Annotated in this window: 16 protein-coding genes; 6 read left to right on the plus strand and 10 right to left on the minus strand. The window is 64.9% G+C overall.

Translation table 11 applies throughout. The features are described 5' to 3' along the window. Positions 1 to 6 precede the first annotated feature (6 nt). Together imuA and lexA are read right to left on the minus strand one after the other, a co-directional pair. On the minus strand, positions 7 to 627 hold the full coding sequence (imuA, locus tag ACK1VC_RS05135; RefSeq protein WP_016487275.1) for a translesion DNA synthesis-associated protein ImuA: 621 nt from the start codon (positions 625 to 627) through the stop codon (positions 7 to 9). Continuing rightward, positions 627 to 1,244: a transcriptional repressor LexA gene (gene lexA / locus ACK1VC_RS05140; RefSeq protein ID WP_016487276.1), complete on the minus strand. Its 618-nt coding sequence runs from the start codon at positions 1,242 to 1,244 to the stop codon at positions 627 to 629. Before lexA ends, imuA begins: the two co-directional genes overlap by 1 nt. A gap of 92 nt (positions 1,245 to 1,336) precedes the next feature. On the opposite strand from lexA, the gene ACK1VC_RS05145 reads away from it, so the two are divergent. Next, complete coding sequence (locus tag ACK1VC_RS05145; protein WP_191086625.1) at positions 1,337 to 1,993, plus strand: HAD family hydrolase; 657 nt, start codon at positions 1,337 to 1,339, stop codon at positions 1,991 to 1,993. A 283-nt stretch (positions 1,994 to 2,276) separates the two neighbouring features. Beyond that, entirely contained in the window at positions 2,277 to 3,188 is a 912-nt protein-coding gene (locus tag ACK1VC_RS05150) for a LysR family transcriptional regulator (protein ID WP_016487278.1), read from the plus strand. Here the strand turns inward: ACK1VC_RS05150 and ACK1VC_RS05155 are convergent. The 4 genes from ACK1VC_RS05155 to ACK1VC_RS05170 form a co-directional block, all read right to left on the minus strand. Further along, entirely contained in the window at positions 3,121 to 4,506 is a 1,386-nt protein-coding gene (locus tag ACK1VC_RS05155; RefSeq protein WP_016487279.1) for an MFS transporter, read from the minus strand. The genes ACK1VC_RS05150 and ACK1VC_RS05155 overlap by 68 nt on opposite strands. 74 nt (positions 4,507 to 4,580) lie before the next feature. Further along, entirely contained in the window at positions 4,581 to 4,910 is a 330-nt protein-coding gene (locus tag ACK1VC_RS05160; protein ID WP_095115324.1) for an NIPSNAP family protein, read from the minus strand. Then, positions 4,910 to 6,628, minus strand: coding sequence for an FAD-dependent oxidoreductase (locus ACK1VC_RS05165; RefSeq protein WP_191086626.1), 1,719 nt, complete (start codon positions 6,626 to 6,628; stop codon positions 4,910 to 4,912). Before ACK1VC_RS05165 ends, ACK1VC_RS05160 begins: the two co-directional genes overlap by 1 nt. Then, positions 6,625 to 7,452 carry an SDR family NAD(P)-dependent oxidoreductase gene (locus ACK1VC_RS05170; protein ID WP_016487282.1) on the minus strand — a complete coding sequence of 276 codons (828 nt, stop codon included), beginning with the start codon at positions 7,450 to 7,452 and terminating at the stop codon, positions 6,625 to 6,627. Before ACK1VC_RS05170 ends, ACK1VC_RS05165 begins: the two co-directional genes overlap by 4 nt. A gap of 177 nt (positions 7,453 to 7,629) precedes the next feature. On the opposite strand from ACK1VC_RS05170, the gene ACK1VC_RS05175 reads away from it, so the two are divergent. Continuing rightward, the gene (locus tag ACK1VC_RS05175; RefSeq protein ID WP_016487283.1) at positions 7,630 to 8,502 is read left to right on the plus strand and encodes a helix-turn-helix domain-containing protein; all 873 of its coding nucleotides are present in this window, start codon (positions 7,630 to 7,632) and stop codon (positions 8,500 to 8,502) included. Positions 8,503 to 8,557: 55 nt separating this feature from the next. On the opposite strand, the gene ACK1VC_RS05180 is transcribed toward ACK1VC_RS05175, so the two are convergent. From ACK1VC_RS05180 to ACK1VC_RS05195, 4 genes are all read right to left on the minus strand, one after another. Then, on the minus strand, positions 8,558 to 9,331 hold the full coding sequence (locus tag ACK1VC_RS05180) for an IclR family transcriptional regulator (protein ID WP_016487284.1): 774 nt from the start codon (positions 9,329 to 9,331) through the stop codon (positions 8,558 to 8,560). A 68-nt stretch (positions 9,332 to 9,399) separates the two neighbouring features. Continuing rightward, a complete protein-coding gene (locus ACK1VC_RS05185) occupies positions 9,400 to 10,854 on the minus strand; it encodes an amidase (RefSeq protein ID WP_191086627.1) in 1,455 nt (484 codons plus the stop codon). Further along, positions 10,851 to 12,161: a citrate-proton symporter gene (locus ACK1VC_RS05190; RefSeq protein WP_016487286.1), complete on the minus strand. Its 1,311-nt coding sequence runs from the start codon at positions 12,159 to 12,161 to the stop codon at positions 10,851 to 10,853. Before ACK1VC_RS05190 ends, ACK1VC_RS05185 begins: the two co-directional genes overlap by 4 nt. Positions 12,162 to 12,241: 80 nt before the next feature. Further along, positions 12,242 to 13,417: a M20 aminoacylase family protein gene (locus tag ACK1VC_RS05195; protein ID WP_016487287.1), complete on the minus strand. Its 1,176-nt coding sequence runs from the start codon at positions 13,415 to 13,417 to the stop codon at positions 12,242 to 12,244. A gap of 203 nt (positions 13,418 to 13,620) precedes the next feature. Here ACK1VC_RS05195 and ACK1VC_RS05200 point away from each other — a divergent pair, with 203 nt between their 5' ends. From ACK1VC_RS05200 to ACK1VC_RS05210, 3 genes are all read left to right on the plus strand, one after another. After that, positions 13,621 to 16,137 (plus strand): excinuclease ABC subunit UvrA, encoded by a 2,517-nt coding sequence (locus ACK1VC_RS05200; protein WP_191086628.1) that lies wholly within the window; start codon positions 13,621 to 13,623, stop codon positions 16,135 to 16,137. 76 nt (positions 16,138 to 16,213) lie between these two features. Then, positions 16,214 to 17,863: an MFS transporter gene (locus ACK1VC_RS05205; protein ID WP_060517896.1), complete on the plus strand. Its 1,650-nt coding sequence runs from the start codon at positions 16,214 to 16,216 to the stop codon at positions 17,861 to 17,863. Next, positions 17,860 to 18,993, plus strand: a complete 1,134-nt coding sequence (locus ACK1VC_RS05210; protein WP_016487290.1) for an HlyD family secretion protein — start codon at positions 17,860 to 17,862, stop codon at positions 18,991 to 18,993. The genes ACK1VC_RS05205 and ACK1VC_RS05210 overlap by 4 nt, the downstream gene beginning before the upstream one ends. The last annotated feature ends 86 nt before the right edge of the window (positions 18,994 to 19,079 follow it).

A 19,079-nucleotide genomic window follows, 5' to 3' on the forward strand; every position in this document is an offset into this window, starting at 1 on the left:
GGGGCATCAGCCCCGCCCAGGGCAGGCGATGGGCAGCGCCGGTGGCATGCCGCCCCGGCTTTTCAGCACACGCCACTGTGCCGGACGGGTGTCGACGGCAACGCGCAGTGCTGCTGGCGAGGGGTTGTGTGCTGCCTGATGCGGCCGGCAGGCGAATGCCAGCGCCTGGCCGGTTTCTGCGGCCACCTGCAAACGCCGCAAGGCACGGTCATCGGCACGTTCAGGCCAGCACAGCACCGCCGCGCAACTGCCCGAGCGCAGGCACTGTTCGGCGGCCCACAGGGCATCGGCGGGGGCGGCGTCCACCTGCACCAGCCAGCGCAGGTCCACCCCCGCTGCCTGCCAGGCCGGTGCGTAAGGAATGAAGGGCGGCGCCACCAGCACCACCCGGCTGCCTTCGGCGCTAAGCCGCGCCAGTGTGGGCCATAGCAGTTGCAACTCGCCGCAACCGGGGTTGGCCAGCAGCAACTCGCTGAGTGCCGCCGCCGGCCAGCCACCTTCAGGCAGGCGCGCGTCGAGGGCAGCATGACCGGTCGGCTGCAACCCCAGTGGCCGTGCCTGGGCCTGCCGCCCGCGCCAGACACGGCGCTGGTCGAGCAGCCTGTCGAGGTCGACCACCGCGCCCATCAGTCACGCCTCAGCAAGCCGCAGAACACGCCTTCGATGAAAAACGCCTGGTCGGGTTTCACATCGATGGGTGCATAGGCCGGGTTGCGTGGCAACAGCCGGTACCCGCTGCCCAGGCGTTGCAGGCGCTTGATGGTGACTTCGCCGTCCAGGCGCGCCACCACGATCTGGCCATCGCGGGCGTCGGCCTGTTGAAGGATGCCGACCAGATCACCGTCGAAGATGCCGTCGTCGATCATCGAATCGCCACGCACTTTAAGCAGGTAGTCAGGGGTGCGACGGAACAGGCTGGGGTCGAGCAGGAGCTGTTCGTGGATATCCAGGTCCGGGCCAATGGGGGCACCTGCCGCCACTTGGCCCAGTACCGGCACTTCCAGGATTTCCGGCCGGCGCAGCGGTTCGGCCAGGCGAATGCCCCGCGCCTGGTTGGGCGTGACATCAATGTAACCGGCCTGGCACAGGGCGGTAATGTGCTTGCGCGCGACGCTGCGCGAGGCAAAACCGAAGCGCGTGGCGATATCGGCCAGGCTCGGTGGCTGGCTGTGCTCGGCAATGCGCTCGCGGATGAATTCGAAAATGGCGCGGCGTTTGGGGGTAAGAGTGTCCATGGAGCACATTTGTACTCTTTTCGGAGCACGCTGAACAGCCCCCTTTGTCGCCAGCATTGGTTATGATCCCAAGGCTTGTGTTTTCTTGATCTGGATACCCCATGCTCACCGCCCTGCTGTTCGACCTCGACGGAACCCTCACCGACACCGATACCCTGCACCTGCAGGCCTTTCGCCAACTGCTGCGTGAGCATGACGGCCGCGAACTGAGCCAGGCGCAGTTCGATGCCCAGGTCAGTGGCCGCGCCAACGGCGAGTTGTTCGCCGAGCTGTTCAGCGGCGCGAGCGTCGAACAGTGCCGGACACTGGCCGATCGCAAGGAGGCGCTGTTTCGCGACTTGTCGCCATGTCTTGACCCGATGCCAGGCCTTTTGCGCCTGCTTGCGCATGCCAAGGCCCATGACATCGGCATGTGCGTGGTGACCAATGCACCGCGGCTGAACGCCGAACACATGCTGAATGCCATGGGCCTTGGCCAGCATTTCGAGCATGTGCTGGTAGCCGAGGAGCTGGCGCGGCCCAAGCCAGACCCGCTGCCCTACCTCACCGGCCTGCAGCAACTGGGCGCCGAGGCCGGCCAGGCGCTGGCCTTCGAGGATTCATTGCCGGGGGTTGCGGCCGCCAGTGGCGCGGGGATATTTACCGTGGGCGTGGCGACGACACAGACGCCGCAGCGGTTGCTGGAGGCGGGTGCCAGGCTGGTCGTGAATGATTTCAATGACCCGGCGTTGTGGGCGTTGATCGAGCGTATGGCTTGAGGTGTGGGGTGTGTTTGAGATCGAGCGCCGCCCGCGCGGCGCATCGCGAGCTGCGCTCGCGCCTACGTTTGTTTCGGGCCACTAACACCTGCGCCAACGCGCGCGACCGCCCTGTTCGTACGACACGATATCGAGCCATGCACCAACGCGTTCGCGCGCAAATCCCACAGGATTAATTGGCCCGGAACAAACGTAGGAGCGAGCGCAGCTCGCGATGCGCCGCGCGGGCGGCGCTCGATCTCAAACACCCCATAACTCTATCGCCATACTCACCCAGGCCCCCATGCTCATCGACGAAGAACTGACCCTCAAAAAGCTGGAAACCTTCCTTGCCTTCATGCGCACGGGCAACCTCGGCCGCGCGGCGGTTGAGTTGTCCACCAGCGCCGTGAGCGTGCACCGGGCCATCCACTCACTGGAAAGCGCCTTGCGCTGCCCGTTGTTCAAGCACGAAGGCCGCCAGCTGATCCCGCTGGAAAGCGCCTACGTGCTGGAAAAGAAAGCCCGGCAATTGATCCTGGACGCCGAGCAGATGGTCCGCCAGACCCGTGAAGCCGCCGGCTTCTACGCCGAGCGTTTCCGCCTGGGCGCACTCTACTCGCTGACGGTGAAGACCGTGCCCAAACTGGTCATGGGGCTGAAACTGCGCCGCAGCGAGCTGAACATCGACCTTACCCTGGGCTCCAACGTCGACCTGCTGCAGCGCCTGAAAAACCACGAGCTGGAAGCCATCCTTGTGTCGCTCGACGACAGCATCAGCGACCCGGCATGCGAGCAACTGCCGCTGTTCTCCGATGATATCTTCCTTGCTGTGCCAACCGACTCGCCTTTCGCCGGGCAGGCCGAGGTGGACCTGGCCGACCTCGCCGACTCCACCTTCATCACCCTGACCCAGGGCTTCGCCACCCACCGCGATGGCGCACGGGTGTTCCAGCAGGCCGGCTTCGAGCCCAAGGTGGCCATGCAGGTGAACGACATCTTCACCCTGCTGAGCATGGTCAGCTCGGGCGTGGGCTTTGCCCTGCTGCCCGGGCGCATTGCGGCGGTGTACGAAAACCGCGTCAGGCTGATTGCCTTGAAGCCGCAATACCGCTTGCAGCAACATATAGGCGTGGTGTTCCTGAAGGCTAGGGAGCGGGAGCCGAACCTGCTGGCGCTGCTGGCGGAGTGCCGGATGTACAGCCTTGAGCGTTAAACCGTAGCGCAGCATTGCGCCCCTGCAGCCATACCGCCAATGCCGCCAGCCCGGCAGGGATCAGCAATGATGCAAACACTTGCGCAAAGCTCCAGCCCAATGCCAGCATCTGAGCCCCGGCGAAGGCGCTGAGCACGGCACCAATGCGCCCAATGCCGCTCATCCAGCTGGCCCCGGTTGCCCGTGCCTCAGTGGGGTAAAAAGCTGCGGCCAATGCATTCATGCCAACGCTTGCGCCATTCAGCCCAAAGCCCACGGCGCAGGCAATGGCGCACAGCCAGGCGAAATCCCCCACCACCTGGCCAATCGTGAAAATCACCGCACCACTGAACAGAAAAGTCAGCATCAATACGCGCTGAGGGTTACAGCGGTCCATGGCCCAGCCTACTGAAATCGCCCCTGCCGGCCCGCCAATCTGGAAGCAGGCCGTGACAATGGCTGCTTCGGACACCGAAAAACCACCGCCCTCCTTCACCAGCGTCGGCAGCCAGCCGCTGAACAGGTAGACCAGGAACAGCGCCAGCACATAGCCAGCCCAGAGCATGCAGGTACCAAAACGATAGCGCTGCGAGAGGATGGTGCCAATCGCACCGTCAGTGCCCTGGCGCTTGGCGGGCATGACGAACGTACTGTCGGCGTTGACATGGTCGGGGGCCAGGCGGCGGACAATGGCCAGAATGCGCTGGCGATCTGCGCCCTTGCTGACCAGGAAGGTGACCGACTCTGGCAGGCGCCAGTACAGCAGCGGCAAGACCAGCAGCGGCAACACCCCGCCCAGCACCAGCACACTGCGCCAACCCAGGTTGGGTATCATCCAGGCGCTGACGAAACCACCCATCGCTGCCCCCAGGGAGAACCCGCAGAACGCCAGTGTGATCAGCAGCGAGCGGCTGCGCGCCGGGGCGTACTCGCTGACCAGGGTGCTGGCATTGGGCATTGCAGCCCCCAGGCCCAGGCCAGTAAGAAAGCGCAGCACGACCAAGGTTTCCAGGTTCGGGGAAAAAGCCGAGGCCAGGGTCCAGATGCCGAACAGCAGCACGCTGTACAGCAATACTGCCTTGCGTCCGTAGCGGTCAGCCAAGGGGCCGGCGATCAAAGCGCCAAGGGCGAGGCCGATCAGCGCTGCGCTCAAAACCGGGCCCAGGCTTTGCGCGCCCAGGCCCCAGTCGCTTTTCAGTTGGGGGGCAATGAAGCCGATGATGGCCACATCCAGGCCGTCCAGGGCGATGATCAGAAAGCCGAGGAACACCACCCATTTCTGGTAACGGCCGATGGGTTGCTGGTCGATCAGTTGGCGCACGTCGAGTGTGTTGTTCATGGGTATCACCTGTTGTTGTTTTTATGACGGTGTTTCGGGGCCGCGTTGCGGCCCAATCGCCGGCACAGGCAACATCACTGCCTGTCGAGACTATGTAGAGAGACAGGCCTTAGGATCCGGGTTTCCTGCGCCACCACCAGGTCACGGGTGGCATGCAGATAAGCGGCAAAATCCGGGTCGGCATCCCGCGCCGCGCTGCGCTTTTCAAAGTCATCCAGGCTGTCATAACCCCACAGGTGCACCACCTGGTTCAGCGGCCCGATGCTGCTGGTGTAGAACGCCAGCGGTGCGCCGAGGTGGCGCAGCAAGATCGGCATCGCCAACTGGTCGAAGGCTTCGATAAAGGCCGCCATGCAGCGCGGGCGAATGGTGTAGATGCGGTGATCGACCACAGCCTTGTCCATCACGCTACCTCCCGCGCTTTGCTCGCTGCCGCCAGCCCCTGCTCGACACCTGCCAGGTGGCGCCCGGTGATGTAGCCAAAGGTCATGATCGGCCCCAAGGTAATGCCGGCACCGGGGTAGTTGCCGCCCATGATGCTGGCGCGGTCATTACCCACCGCATACAGCCCTTCGATGGCTTGCCCGTCGGCGGCCAGCACTTCGCCGACCACGCTGGTGCGCAGCCCGTCGAAGGTGCCCAGATCGCCCATGATGACCTTCACGGCAAAGTAAGGCCCCTCGCCCACCGGCGCCACGCACGGATTGGGCTGTTGCTGAGGGTCGGCCAGGTAGCGGTTGAAGCTGTTACTGCCGCGGCCGTATTGGCGGTCCTCGCCCTGCACTGCGCCTAGGTTGTAATCGCGCACGGTCCGCTCCAGCCCTTGCGTATCGATGCCGGCCTTGCCTGCCAGCTCGGCCAAGGTCTTGCCCTTGAGCAGGTAACCGTTACGCAGCAATGGCCCCAGTGGCATTGGTGCAGGTTTGGCAAAGCCCAGGCCGTACTTGGCCAGCGTACGGCGGTCGCACACCAGCCACATGGCGGTTTCTGCCTGGCCGGCGCAGGCTTCGATCAGCGCTGCGCCCACGTCGTGGTAGGAGTTGGACTCGTTGGTGAAACGCCGGCCCGAGCGCAATACACCGATCACGCCCGGCTTGTAGCGGTCCAGCAGATGCGGAAAGGCGATGTATCGCCCGCCACCCACCGGCACCTTCGACACCGGCATCCAGGCAGCTGGCGCTTGCAGGCGTATATCGACCTTGGCACCCAACGCCTCCGCCATGCGGGCACCATCGCCGGTATTACCCGCTGGCACCGGGGAAAAATGCTCACCGCCACGGCGCACATGCGGGTAGGCCTGGCGCAACCGCTGCAAGTCATGGGAGAACCCGCCACAGGCCAGCACCACCCCGCGGCGTGCCTGAATACGCAGTTCGCTGTCGCCTTGCCCGGCCAGTACCCCCACCACCCGCCCACCGTCGCGCAGCAGCTGCCGCGCCGGGGTGCCGGTGAGAATCGGGATGCCAAGGTCCAGCGCCGAGCGCACCAGGCGCGCCGCCAAGGCATTGCCGCTGGTCACCTGGGTACCGCGGCGATACAGGGCCAGCTCCTTCAGGTGGGTGAGCAGGCGCCTGGCCACGTACACGAACGAGGTCAACGAGCGGGTGACGTTGAAGAAGTGCTTGAGGTCGGCATTCGACGAGTTGAACATCATGCCGATGAAGGTGATGGTCTTCAGCGGCGGGCGCAGGCGTGCCATGTCCGGCCCCAGGCCACGGATGTCGTAAGGTGCGGCCAGTATCGAACGGCCCACATCGACGCCCCCTTCGACTTGTGGGTGATAGTCGGGGTACAGCGTGGGCACGAACTTCACGGCGGTTTCCCGCTCGAAAAAGTCCACCATCTGCGGCCCGTAGCGCAAGAACGCCTCGACCCCGGCCGCGTCAAAGCAGGCCCCGGTTTCGTTGCGCAGGTAGGTCATGGCCGCCTCGGGGCTGTCGTTGCCAGCGTGCCGGTTGCCAGGCACCCACAACACACCGCCGGAAAACGCCGTGGTACCGCCAAAGCAGTCGTCCTTTTCGATGACGATCACGTCAAGGCCCTGCTTCTTTGCAGTAATGGCGGTCGCCAGGCCACCCGCACCCGCCCCGACCACCAGCACATCGCAGTTACGTGTGGTCATGCGCGTACCCCCTCAAAGCCTGGCCGCGGGATCAGCGCCATGGGCATGCTCTCGAGCCCCCCATCCACGGTCAGCTCTGCACCATTGATGTAGTCGGCGCGCTGGCTGGCCAGGAACAGCACAGCGTCGGCGATATCCTGTGGCTCACCAATACGCTGGTTGGCCGTCATGGCGCTGCGCTGGCGTTCGATTTGCGGGTCGGCATAAAACGCGGCAGACAAGGGAGTGCGGATCAACCCTGGGCAGACTGCGTTGCTGCGCACACCTCGTGGCCCCCATTCCACGGCAATCTGGCGCGACAGCATGCTGACCCCGGCCTTGGCCGCACTGTAGGCACCGCTATTGGGTTGCGGGTAATGGGCGGCGATCGAGGCCACGTGCACCATACGGCCTCGGCCACGGGCCAGCATCGAACGGCCGAAGGCCTGGGCACACACCAGGTAGCCCGTGAGGTTGACCGCCAGCACCTGGTTCCATTGCTCCAGGCTCAGCACGTCCAGCGCGCCGGGGCGCAGCACGCTGGCATTGTTGACCAGTACATCGCAGCGCCCGTGCAGCGCCTGGACCTGGGCTGCGGCCTGCTCCACGCTGGCCGGGTCGGCGATGTCGCAGCCCAAGGCGCTGACCTCTCCGACACTGTGTTCGCCCAAGGTGGCGGCCAGTTCACGGCATTTGTCCAGGTCACGGTCCAGCAGCACCACATGGGCCTGCTGTGCGACCAGGGCGCCGGCCAGCGCCGCGCCAATACCACCGGCGGCACCGGTTACCACGCATACGGCCGAATCCAGGCCCAGCCATTGAGAGGGGATCTTGTTGTTGTGCATGCTGCTCTCCAGAGTGTCGCTTCATCTGGGCCACAGCCTAGGGCCGGCAGGCACACCGGCAGAATGGACAAAACCTGCAACCAGCCCCACATTCCCGACAAAATTCGTCCTGCCGCCTGAAGCCTGCAGGCAGCTGTGGCACAGTAACCAGGTACCGAACAGAACAATTACAACAACATGAACAAGATCCCCAACTACGCCCTGTATGGTGAAACCGCCCGACCGGTGTGGCACGAAGCCCTGCATGTGGAACAGATCTCCCAACGTTCTGGCGCACATAACTGGGAAATTGCCGCGCACCGTCATGAAGGCTTGCTGCAACTGCTGTACCTGCAGAGCGGCGGCGGTGAGGTGCTGTTCGACAGTGACCGGCTCCAGGTGCAGGCACCCTGCGTGGTGTATGTACCGGCGCAAGTGGTGCATGGTTTCCATTGGGCCGGCCAGGTCGAGGGCCTGGTGATCACCGCCGCCCAGCACCCACTGGAAAGCATTGCCCAGGTGCTGGCACCCAACCTGCTGGCGCAGGTGCGCAAACCCCAGGTGATCGCACTGCCTTCGTGGGCAGCCGACGAAGACCCGTTGCTGCCGCTGTGCATGGCCTTGCGCGAGGAGTACCACAACCGCGCCCGTGAGCATGTGGCCAGCAGCATGGCCCTGCTGCTGACGCTGCTGATCCAGGTGCTGCGCCATGAACCGCACATGCCCGAGGGTGGGCAGCGCCCAGTGTCAAGGCGCAGCCAGCAGCTGACCGCTTTGCGTGAATTGGTGGACATGCACTACCGCGCGCACTGGCCACTGGCGGACTACGCTGCCGAGCTCGGCATGACCCTGGCGACACTGGGGCGGTTGTGTCAGGAGCACCTGGGCATGACGCCCATGAACGTGATCAATGCCCGGCTGGTACTGGAAGCCAAGCGCATGCTGGGGCATTCAAGCCTGAGCGTGAAAGAGATCGCCCATGAGCTGGGGTTTGCCGATGTGGGGTATTTCAGCCGGTTCTTTCGCAAGCATGCGGGGGTGAGCCCTAGCGGGTTTCGGGAGGGCCAGTGACATCTGCCGGCTTTTGCTGTGGCCTGCACTGGCCTCTTCGCAGCACAGGTCAGCACTAGCCCGCCAAGGCCCGCTGCACATCGTCTACCGTGGTCGCCAGGCTGCTCAGGTGCAAATTCATTACTCGTTCCACCGGTGCCTGATCCAGCGGCCAGTGCAAGGCAATGCTCCCGGCCAGGCGCCCTTCGGCGTGCACCGGCAGCGCAATGGCGCGGATCAGGAACGGCAAACGCACCGGGTACTCCCAGTACCCTTCGGTGCGCTGGCCAAAGCCCTTGTGCGCGTCTTCTTCGATGTTGCGCAGCACCGTGTCATCGCGCAGGCGCTCATGGGCCGCCAGGCGTTGCACTTCATCGACCGCCAGCTCACCCAGGCACGCCCGCCCCATCGCCGAGTGAAACAGGCTGGCATGGTGCCCGACGATCTGGCAGGTATGCGGGTACCGCTTGCGCAATACCTGAGGGATGGCGCTTTCCATCACCTCCAGCCGCTCGCCGTCGAAACACGACAGGTCCACCACCAGCCCGGTGCGCTCGCTCAGGTCCAGCAGCAGCGGTGCAGCACTTTCCACCAGCCGCCGCTTGAAGCGCATCTGCCGGTCACCGAACAGCCGCCGTGCGCACAGGCGATAACGCCGGTCGCTGAGGCCACGGTAGACCCAGCCCTGCTCCTGCAAGGTGGCGAGCATGCGCGAGGCCGTGGCCTTGGGCAGGCCGGTGAGGTAATGCAATTCTTCCAGGCCCAGTGCCTGATGCTCGCCCAGCAGGTCGACGATGGCCAGTGCGCGCTCCACCGAACGCACACCGCCACTGTCTGCCGTAATGCCCATGGGTATGACCTCCCTGTAGCTGGATGGTCAGCATAGCCAGCAAGAACCGCGCCTGCCCAGTGCTTTCATCAGGCCAGCAGGCACGGTGGCGGGCGCCGCTCAACCCACCGGGTCAGCTGTTCATGGGCGTACGCCAGTTGCAACACCGCATGGTCGGCCTGGGCCGGGCCTATGATTTGCAGGCCCATGGGCAAACCGTCGCTGTTGAAACCGACCGGTACGCTGATGCTGGGTAAACCGGCCAGGGTCGGCCCGATCACCACCTCCATCCAGCGATGGTAGGTGTCCATCGCCCGGCCCCCAACGGCCGTCGGCCACGCCAGTTTTGCATCGAAAGGGAACACCTGGGCGGACGGCAACAGCAGGTAGTCGTAACGTTCGAACAGGTGTGCCAAGGCGCGGTACCAGTCACTGCGGTCCAGCGACGCCTGGTACAACGAGGCCGCGCTCAGTTGCAAGGCGCCCTCTACCTCCCACTGTGCTTCGGGCTTGAGCAAGGCGCGCCTGTCTGGGTCGGCATAGGCCGCGCCAAGGTTGCCGTGCACCAGGAAGTGGCGGTGGGTGAGCCAGCATTGCCACAAGCGCGCCGGGTCGAATGCCGGTTGGCAAGCCTCCACCCGGCAACCCAGTTCGGCGAAATCGGCCAAGGCTGCTTCACACAGGCCCATCACCCCGTCATCCATCGGCAGGTAGCCGTTGTAGTCACCCAGCCAGCCAACCCGCACACCCCGAAAATCGCGCTGCAGCCCTGCAGCGAAATCGCGGCGGCCCTCGCTCAGCGACAGCGGCACCCGTGCATCAACGCCTGCCTGGGTCGACAACAGCCGCGCCACATCCACCACGCTGCGCCCCATCGGCCCTTCGGTAGCCAGCTGCTGCACGAACAGTTCGGGTGCCGGACCATGGGGCACACGGCCCTGCGAAGGGCGCAGGCCGAACACATTGTTGAACGCCGCCGGGTTGCGCAGCGAGCCCATCATGTCGCTTCCGTCAGCCACCGGCAGCAGGCGCATGGCCAGCGCCGCTGCCGCCCCGCCACTGCTGCCGCCGGCCACCCGCTGCGGGTCGTAGGCATTGGTGGTGGTACCGAACAGGGTGTTATAGGTTTGCGAACCGAGACCGAACTCCGGCACGTTGCTTTTGCCAACGATCAGCGCCCCGCTCGCCCGCACCCGCGCCACACTGATGGCGTCATGCTCAGGTATCTGTTCGGCGAATAAGGGCGAGCCCAGGGTGGTGCGCAGCCCGGTAGTGGCAGCCAGGTCCTTGATCGCTTGTGGCATGCCGTGCATCCAGCCGCGGGAATGGCCCCGCTTCAGCTCGCGGTCACGTTCATCGGCCTCAGCCAACACTGCCTCGGCCGGGCGCAGCGACACCAGTGCGTTAACCTGCGGGTTGCAGCGCTCGATGTGCGCGAGATAAGCCTGCATCACCTCCCGGCACGATACCTGGCGGGCATGGATGGCCTGGGACAAGGCTTCGGCATCGAGGGCAACGATGGGGTCGATGGCTAACGGCTTCACGGTTTTACTCCAAGGTTGAAAGTGGTGGGCTTGCCTGCCCGGGGTGCTTCTTTCAGGCAATAGGTACCCGCCAGCGTCAGCAGGCAGGCGAACAGCACGTAGAACGACGGTGCGACCGGGGTACCGAGTACCTTGGTAAGCCAGGTGACGATCAACGGGGCAAAGCCACCGAACACCATCACCGCCACGTTATAGGCCACCGATACCCCGGTGGAGCGCACCTCGACCGGGAACTGCTCGGCCAGGGCGGTCGGCGCCGGGCCAAAGAAGCCGCCGATGGCGGTGCACAACAGCAGCTGCATCACCAGCAGCCGCTCCACGGATGGCGCGGCGGCCACCCACACATACAGCGGGTAGACCATTATGAAGAACGCCAGGGTAAAGGCCATCAGCACGGGGCGGCGCCCCAGGCGGTCAGACAACGCGCCGGACAGCGGAATGACCACGGTCATCAGCCCCACGGCCAGCATCTGCACCAAAAGCACCTGGTCCAGTGGCAGCCCGAGGTTCTTGTGGGCGAAGGTCGGCATGTTCACCAGCACCACGTAGAACGACACCGTAGCGCCACAGGCCAGGCCCATCGATACCAGCAGGCTGCGCCGATGCTCACGCAGTACTTGCCACAGGCTGGGCGACTGGCCCTTGGCCTGGCGGCGCGCCTCGACGAACTCCTCGGGCTCTTCCATATGCTTGCGAATCCACAGCCCCACCGGGCCGATCAGCAGGCCGAGCACGAACGGGATCCGCCAGCCCCAGCTGTCCAGCGCCTCAGGCGAACACCAGTGCGTCACCAGGGCCACCATCGCCGCCCCGGAAAACACCGCCAGGCACTGCCCTACCAATTGCCACGAGCCATACAGGCCCTTGCGGTGGGCCGGCGCGCTTTCCACCAGGAACGCCGTGGCACTGGCGTACTCGCCACCGGTGGCAAACCCTTGCAGCATGCGCGCCACCACGATCAGCAGCGGCGCGGCCATGCCGATGGCCAGGTAGTCGGGGGCAAAGGCGATCATGGCAATCGACACGGTCATCAGGCGGATGATCATCTGCATGGCCGCCTTGCGGCCCTTGCGATCGGAATACATGCCCAGCAACACGCCGCCCACCGGGCGCATGAAAAAGCCCACGCCAAAGGTGGCCAGGGCCATCAGCAGCGAGGCGTACTCGTCGTCGGACGGGAAAAACTGCCGGGCAATGATGCTGGCCAGAAAGCCGTACACGATAAAGTCGTACCACTCCAGGGCGTTGCCGATAACGGCGGCCACCACTTGCCGGGTACGCGACACGCCAGTGCTCGAAGTCTGCATAGGAAACACTCCACACAATGATTGGGTGATCGCCCAGGCGCGATCGCGCCCGGGTTCCAGCGGCAGTCGTCAAAAGGCAGTCAGGCGGGCGCGAGCCATCGCTCTGCCAGCGCGCCCCAGTAGGCGGCACCGGTCAGCAGGATCTCGTCGTTGAAGTCGTAGGCCGGGTTGTGCACCATCGGCCGCGATACACCATTGCCGATGAACAGGTAGGCACCTGGGCAGCGCTGCAGCATCCAGGCGAAGTCCTCGCTGCCCATGAGCTTGCGGGTGTTGCCATCCACCGCCTCGGCACCGAGCAACTCCACCCCCACCTGGGTGGCAAAGGCATTTTCTGCGGCATGGTTGACCAGCACCGGGTAGGCCGGGCGGTGTTCGATGCTGGCACGGCAGCCAAAGCTTTCGGCCTGACTGACGATGATCGCCCGCACCCGCTCCAGGGTCTGCGCCCGCACCTCGGCGTTCAGCGCACGCAGGCTAAGGCGTAGCAGCGCCTGTTGGGGAATCACGTTGGCCGCTTCGCCGGCCTGCAAGGCACCGACGGTGACCACCGCAGCCTCCTGCGCATCGATGTTGCGCGCCACCACGGTTTGCAGCGCCATTACCACACTGGCCGCTGCCACCAGCGGGTCTACGGTCAGGTGCGGCATCGAGCCATGGCCGCCCACCCCGTCGAGGGTCACCGTGAGCAGGTCTTGCGAGGCCATCATCGGCCCCTCGCGAAAACCAAGATGCCCGGCCGGCAGCCCGGGCATGTTGTGCATGCCGAACAGCGCATCGCAGGGGAAGCGTTCCAGCAGGCCGTCCGCCAGCATCGCCTCGGCACCGCCCTGGCCCTCCTCGGCCGGCTGGAAGATCAGCGTCAGCGTGCCGTCGAACTGCCGGGTTGCCGCCAGGTAGCGCGCCGCCCCCAGCAGCATGGTGGTGTGCCCGTCATGGCCACAGGCGTGCATGCAACCTTGGTGCTGGCTGCTGTAGGCCGCGCCCGTTGCTTCGTGTATGGGCAGCGCGTCCATGTCGGCGCGCAAGCCCAGCCGGCGTGGGCTGCTGCCATTGCGCAGCACACCGACCACACCGGTCTTGCCGATGCCGGTGTGCACTTCATAGCCCCACTGCGCCAGCAGACGGGCGACCAGCGCCGAGGTGCGGCTCTCTTCAAAACCCAGTTCTGGGTGGGCGTGGATATCGTGACGGATCGTGTGCAGGTCGCTGGCCACGTCGTCAAGCCAGGCCAGGATGTGCTGATGTCGGGACATGTAGAGTCTCCTCGCGCGGGTGGTTTCCCGTTCTTGTTGTTTGCCTTGAGGTCACGACGGCTAAGGCAGGTCGTGCTTGGCTGACAGATAAGCGCGAGGCGGGATGAAGCACAATCGAATCTGGTTTCACACCGTGGAACCGAAAGGGTCGAAATTGCTGTTACCTTGGGGCTCACTGCTCAGCCACAGCCAAGGACTGCGTCATGCCTTCACGCCCAACCTCCCCCAGCGGCTTCGTCCGCGTACGCGGTGCCCGCGAGCACAACCTGAAGAACATCGATGTGGATGTTCCACGCGATGCCTTGGTGGTATTCACTGGCGTCTCCGGCTCGGGCAAGTCCTCGCTGGCCTTTTCCACGCTTTATGCCGAAGCCCAGCGCCGCTACTTCGAGTCGGTGGCGCCCTATGCCCGGCGCCTTATCGACCAGGTTGGCGTGCCCGACGTCGATGCCATCGACGGCCTGCCGCCGGCGGTAGCCCTGCAGCAGCAACGCGGCACGCCAAGTGCACGTTCCTCGGTGGGCAGCGTAACCACCTTGTCCAGCTCGATCCGTATGCTGTACTCACGCGCCGGCCACTACCCGGACGGGCAAGCGATGCTGTACGCCGAGGACTTTTCGCCGAATACGCCCCAGGGCGCCTGCCCAGAGTGCCATGGCTTGGGCCGGGTCTACGAGGTGACCGAAGCAACCATGGTCCCCGACCCGTCGCTGACCATCCGCGAGCGTGCGGTGGCGGCGTGGCCCATGGCCTGGCAAGGCCAGAACCAGCGCGACATCCTGGTGACGTTGGGTTATGACGTTGACATTCCCTGGCGCGACCTGCCGCAGGCGCAGCGCGACTGGATCCTGTTCACCGAGGACACGCCCACCGCCCCCGTTTATGCCGGCCTGACCCCGGCGCAAACCCGTGAAGCGCTAAAGCGCAAACAGGAGCCCAGCTACCAGGGCACGTTCATGGGCGCCCGACGGTACGTGCTGCATACCTTCATGCACTCGCAAAGCGCACAGATGCGCAAGCGCGTGGCTCAATACATGCGCCCCAGCCCCTGCCCGCTATGCCAGGGCAAACGCCTGAAACGCGAAGCGCTGGGGGTGACCTTTGCCGGGCTGGATATCGCCGAGCTGTCGCACCTGTCATTGCAAGCGCTGGCCGAGGTATTTCGCAAGGTGGCAGCAGCGGGCTACCTGACACACCAGCAAGACGAGCTGACCCTGGAAAAGCGCCTGGCAGCCCAACGCATCGCAAACGAGTTGCTCGAACGCATCGATACCCTGCTCGACCTTGGCCTCGGCTACCTGGCCCTGGAGCGCAGCACCCCGACCCTGTCTTCTGGTGAACTGCAACGCCTGCGCCTGGCCACCCAGCTGAATTCGCAGCTGTTCGGCGTGATCTACGTACTCGACGAGCCGTCGGCCGGCTTGCACCCTGCCGACAGCGAAGCGCTGTTCGAAGCCCTGCAGCGCCTGAAGCACGCGGGCAACTCGGTGTATGTGGTGGAGCACGACCTGGACACCATGCGCCGCGCCGACTGGCTGGTGGATGTCGGGCCAGCTGCCGGCGAGCATGGCGGCACCATCCTCTACAGCGGGCCACCCGCAGGCCTGGCCGAGGTCGAGCCGTCACGCACGCGCGCCTACCTGTTCAGTGCCCCGACCCACACCATGCGTGAACCCCGACCGGCCCGCGACTGGCTGAAGCTTGAAGGCATCACCCGCAACAACCTGAATAACCTCAGCGCGGCATTTCCGCTTGGCTGCTTTACCGCCGTCACCGGTATCTCCGGCTCGGGCAAGTCCAGCCTGGTCAGCCAGGCCCTGCTGGAACTGGTGGGCGCGCACCTGGGCCATTCAGAGCAGCGCAGCGAAGCCGAAGAGCAAAGCCTGGAAGACGCACCTGAACTGGCCAGCAGCGGCCATGTGAGTGCGGGCCTTGGCAGCATCAAGCGCCTGGTGCAGGTCGACCAGAAACCGATCGGCCGCACGCCACGCTCCAACCTGGCTACCTACACGGGCCTGTTCGACCATGTGCGCAAGCTGTTCGCTGCCACAGACCAGGCCAAGGCCAAGGGCTTCGACGCCGGGCGCTTTTCCTTCAATGTTGCCAAGGGCCGTTGCACCAACTGCGAGGGCGAAGGTTTCGTCAGCGTCGAGCTGCTGTTCATGCCCAGTGTCTACGCACCTTGCCCCACCTGTCATGGCGCCCGCTACAACCCCGAAACCCTGGCGGTGAGCTGGCAAGGCATGAACATCGCCCAAGTGCTGCAACTGACGGTCGACCAGGCCCTGCAGGTATTTGCCGAACAGCCCCCGGCGCGCCGGTGCTTGCAAGTGCTTCAGGATATCGGCTTGGGCTACCTGCGCCTGGGCCAACCGGCCACCGAACTGTCCGGTGGCGAAGCGCAGCGCATCAAGCTGGCCACCGAACTGCAGCGCACGGCCCGTGGGGCAACCCTGTACGTGCTGGATGAGCCCACCAATGGCTTGCACCCGCAAGACATCGACCGGCTGCTGGTGCAGTTGAACCGCCTGGTCGAAGCCGGGCACAGCGTGGTGGTGGTCGAACATGACATGCGCGTGGTGGCGCAGAGCGACTGGGTGATCGACATCGGGCCAGGGGCCGGAGACGCCGGGGGCAAGGTAGTGATCAGCGGGCCGCCCAAGGTTGTGGCCGCGTGTGCCGACAGCCGCACAGCGGCGTTCTTGGCCAAAGCCTTGTAGCACCTGCGCATCGCCATCACAAAAACCAAAGGATGCACCTAGCAGCACCAACCGCCGCTCAAGTACAGTCTGTCCCATGGACAAATACGCCCCTCGCCAGTGGCTCCCCCACGAAAAACCCAGCCTGCCGGGCTCGCCCTCCACGCCTCTGCATTCGCCAGCCAAGCGCCTGGCCTACGGCGTGGTTGGCCTGCTGGTGGCAATTACCGGTGGCCTGGGCAACGCGCTGGTCACCGCCAACCTGGTGTTCCTGCAGGGCGCCCTGGGTGCGACCACGGCAGAAATGGCCTGGCTACCGGCCGCCTACGTCATGACCAACGTGTCCATGAACCTGCTGTTGGTGAAATTCCGCCAGCAGTTCGGCCTGCGCGCGTTCACCGAAGTGTTCCTGGTGCTGTATGCCTTGGTCACTTTCGCCCACCTGCTGGTCAACGATCTCAACTCGGCCATTGCCGTGCGTGCGGCCCACGGCATGGTCGGCGCAGCGCTCAGCTCGCTGGGGCTGTACTACATGATTCAGGCGTTCCCCGCCAAATGGCGGCTGAAGGCCATGGTACTGGGCCTGGGCGCCTCGCAGCTGGCGCTGCCGCTGGCGCGGATTTTTTCCGAAGACTTGCTGCAGATCGCCGAATGGCGTGGCCTGTACCTGTTCGAACTGGGCCTGGCACTGACTGCGCTGGGGTGCGTACTGATGCTCAAGCTGCCGCCCGGTGACCGCTTCAAGACGTTCGAACCACTGGATTTTCTCACCTTTACACTGATGGCCAGCGGCACCGCCCTGCTCTGCGCGGCGCTGTCGCTGGGGCGCATAGACTGGTGGCTGGAGGCGCCGTGGATCGGCGTGGCACTGGCGGCATCGATCGCGCTGATCTTCACAGGCCTGGCCATCGAGCACAACCGCCGCAACCCGTTGCTGATGACCCACTGGCTGGGCAGCGGTGCAATCATTCGCCTGGCCCTGTGTGTGGTACTGATCCGCATGGTCACCTCCGAACAGTCCACCGGTGCGGTCGGTTTCCTGCAGGTGCTCAACATGGGCAGCGAGCAGATGCGCACGCTGTACTGGATCATGCTGCTGGGTGCGGTGGCTGGCCTGGCCAGCAGTGCCCTGACCATCAACCCCAACCACTTGGTGATCCCGCTGCTCGTCTCGCTACTGGCCATGGCCACAGGCGCGTTCATGGACAGCAGCTCCAGCAACCTCACCCGCCCGGCACAAATGTACTTCAGCCAGTTCCTGCTGGCGTTCGGCAGCACCTTTTTCCTCGGCCCTTCGATGGCACTGGGCATCAGCCATGTGCGCGCCAACCCGCGCAATCTGGTGAGCTTTTCGGTGCTGTTTGGCATCTGCAACAACCTCGGCGGCCTGATTGGCGCGGCACTGCTGGGCACCTTCCAGACCTGGCGCGAAAAGTTTCATTCAAGCCACCTGATGGACCGCCTCAGCTACCTTGAACCGTTGGTGACCAGCCGTGTTCAAAGCGGTGGCGCCGGCTACGGCGGCTTGCTCGCCGACCCGGCCATGCGCAACGAAGCTGGCATGCGTGTGCTGGCCAATGCCGCCACCCGCGAGGCGAATGTCATGGCCTACAACGATGTGTTCGTGCTGATCGGCAGCATCGCTATCCTGACCATGGTCTGGATCTGCATCCGCAGCACCTGGCTCTGGTACGCAAGGCGCCAGACCACTTCCACCGACTCCACCCCCGGCGCGCCCACCCGATGACCGACGACACCCGCACCACGACCACCAACGCCATCGCCGAAACCCCGGAAGGCACCACACCGCCCAGCGAGCCCACCAGCCCGACGCGTTCGCGGCGGGTGCGCATCCTGTCGACGATCAGCTTCGCCTGCGTGGCCTTGGCCGGCATCCTGCTGGTGCTGTATGCCTGGCGCCTGCCGCCGTTCGGCAGCGCCATCGAAAGTACCGAAAATGCCTTGGTGCGCGGCCAGGTGACCATCATTGGCCCGCAGCTCAGTGGTTACATCGTCGACGTGCCGGTGCACGACTTTCAGTTCGTCAAGACCGGTGACTTGCTGGTGCAACTGGACGACCGCATCTACACGCAGCGCCTGGCCCAGGCCATCGCCCAACTGCAGCAACAGCAGGCGGCCCTGGCCAACAACCTGCAGCAGCGTAACAGCGCCGAAGCCACCATCGCCCAGCGTCAGGCGGCCATCGGCGATGCGGCGGCCCAGGCAGCCAAGGCCAAAGCCGACCTTGGCCGCAACCAGGCGCTGGTCAATGACGGCTCTGTGTCGCGCCGTGACCTGGACCTGGCCCGTGCCAGCGAAGCCGCTGCCGTCGCCAGCCTGGCCCAGGCCAAGGCGGCGCTGGAAATCGCTCGCCAAGACCGGGAAACGGTGGTGGTCAACCGGGCCGCGTTACAAGCTTCGGTAGAGAACGCCAAGGCGGCGGTGGAGCTGGCGCGCATCGACCTCGACAACACCCGGGTCACCGCCCCGCGCGACGGCCAGCTGGGGCAGATCGGCACGCGCCTGGGGGCTTATGTGAATTCCGGCGCGCAGTTGATGGCCCTGGTACCCGACACCCTGTGGGTGATTGCCAACATGAAGGAAACCCAGATGGCCAATGTACGCATCGGCCAACCGGTGAGCTTCACCGTGGATGCGCTCAACCACCTGAAGCTACAGGGGCATGTACAGCAGATCTCGCCAGCAACCGGCTCGGAGTTCGCCTTGCTGCAAGCGGACAATGCCACCGGCAACTTCGTCAAGATTGCCCAGCGTATTCCGGTGCGCATTACCGTGGATGCCGACCAGCCGGAAGCCAGGCACCTGCGGCCGGGGATGTCAGTAGTGGTCAGTATCGATACCCGTAGCCAGGATTGATGTGTTCGCGGCCGGCCTCTTCGCGGGGCAAGCCCGCTCCCACAGGGACTGCACAGCTTTCAAAGGCTGCGCTGGACCTGTGGGAG

The organism is Pseudomonas sp. XP2 (assembly GCF_053557975.1).

Coding starts and splice junctions, on each gene's coding strand:
- ACK1VC_RS05145 (WP_191086625.1), top strand. CDS start 1,337: ATGCTCACCGCCCTGCTGTTCGACCTCGACGGAACCCTCACCGACACC.
- ACK1VC_RS05180 (WP_016487284.1), bottom strand. CDS start 9,331: ATGGGCATTACGGCAGACAGTGGCGGTGTGCGTTCGGTGGAGCGCGCA.
- imuA (WP_016487275.1), bottom strand. CDS start 627: ATGGGCGCGGTGGTCGACCTCGACAGGCTGCTCGACCAGCGCCGTGTC.
- ACK1VC_RS05155 (WP_016487279.1), bottom strand. CDS start 4,506: ATGAACAACACACTCGACGTGCGCCAACTGATCGACCAGCAACCCATC.
- ACK1VC_RS05175 (WP_016487283.1), top strand. CDS start 7,630: ATGAACAAGATCCCCAACTACGCCCTGTATGGTGAAACCGCCCGACCG.
- ACK1VC_RS05160 (WP_095115324.1), bottom strand. CDS start 4,910: ATGGACAAGGCTGTGGTCGATCACCGCATCTACACCATTCGCCCGCGC.
- ACK1VC_RS05150 (WP_016487278.1), top strand. CDS start 2,277: ATGCTCATCGACGAAGAACTGACCCTCAAAAAGCTGGAAACCTTCCTT.
- ACK1VC_RS05205 (WP_060517896.1), top strand. CDS start 16,214: ATGGACAAATACGCCCCTCGCCAGTGGCTCCCCCACGAAAAACCCAGC.
- ACK1VC_RS05170 (WP_016487282.1), bottom strand. CDS start 7,452: ATGCACAACAACAAGATCCCCTCTCAATGGCTGGGCCTGGATTCGGCC.
- lexA (WP_016487276.1), bottom strand. CDS start 1,244: ATGTGCTCCATGGACACTCTTACCCCCAAACGCCGCGCCATTTTCGAA.
- ACK1VC_RS05210 (WP_016487290.1), top strand. CDS start 17,860: ATGACCGACGACACCCGCACCACGACCACCAACGCCATCGCCGAAACC.
- ACK1VC_RS05190 (WP_016487286.1), bottom strand. CDS start 12,161: ATGCAGACTTCGAGCACTGGCGTGTCGCGTACCCGGCAAGTGGTGGCC.
- ACK1VC_RS05165 (WP_191086626.1), bottom strand. CDS start 6,628: ATGACCACACGTAACTGCGATGTGCTGGTGGTCGGGGCGGGTGCGGGT.
- ACK1VC_RS05200 (WP_191086628.1), top strand. CDS start 13,621: ATGCCTTCACGCCCAACCTCCCCCAGCGGCTTCGTCCGCGTACGCGGT.
- ACK1VC_RS05195 (WP_016487287.1), bottom strand. CDS start 13,417: ATGTCCCGACATCAGCACATCCTGGCCTGGCTTGACGACGTGGCCAGC.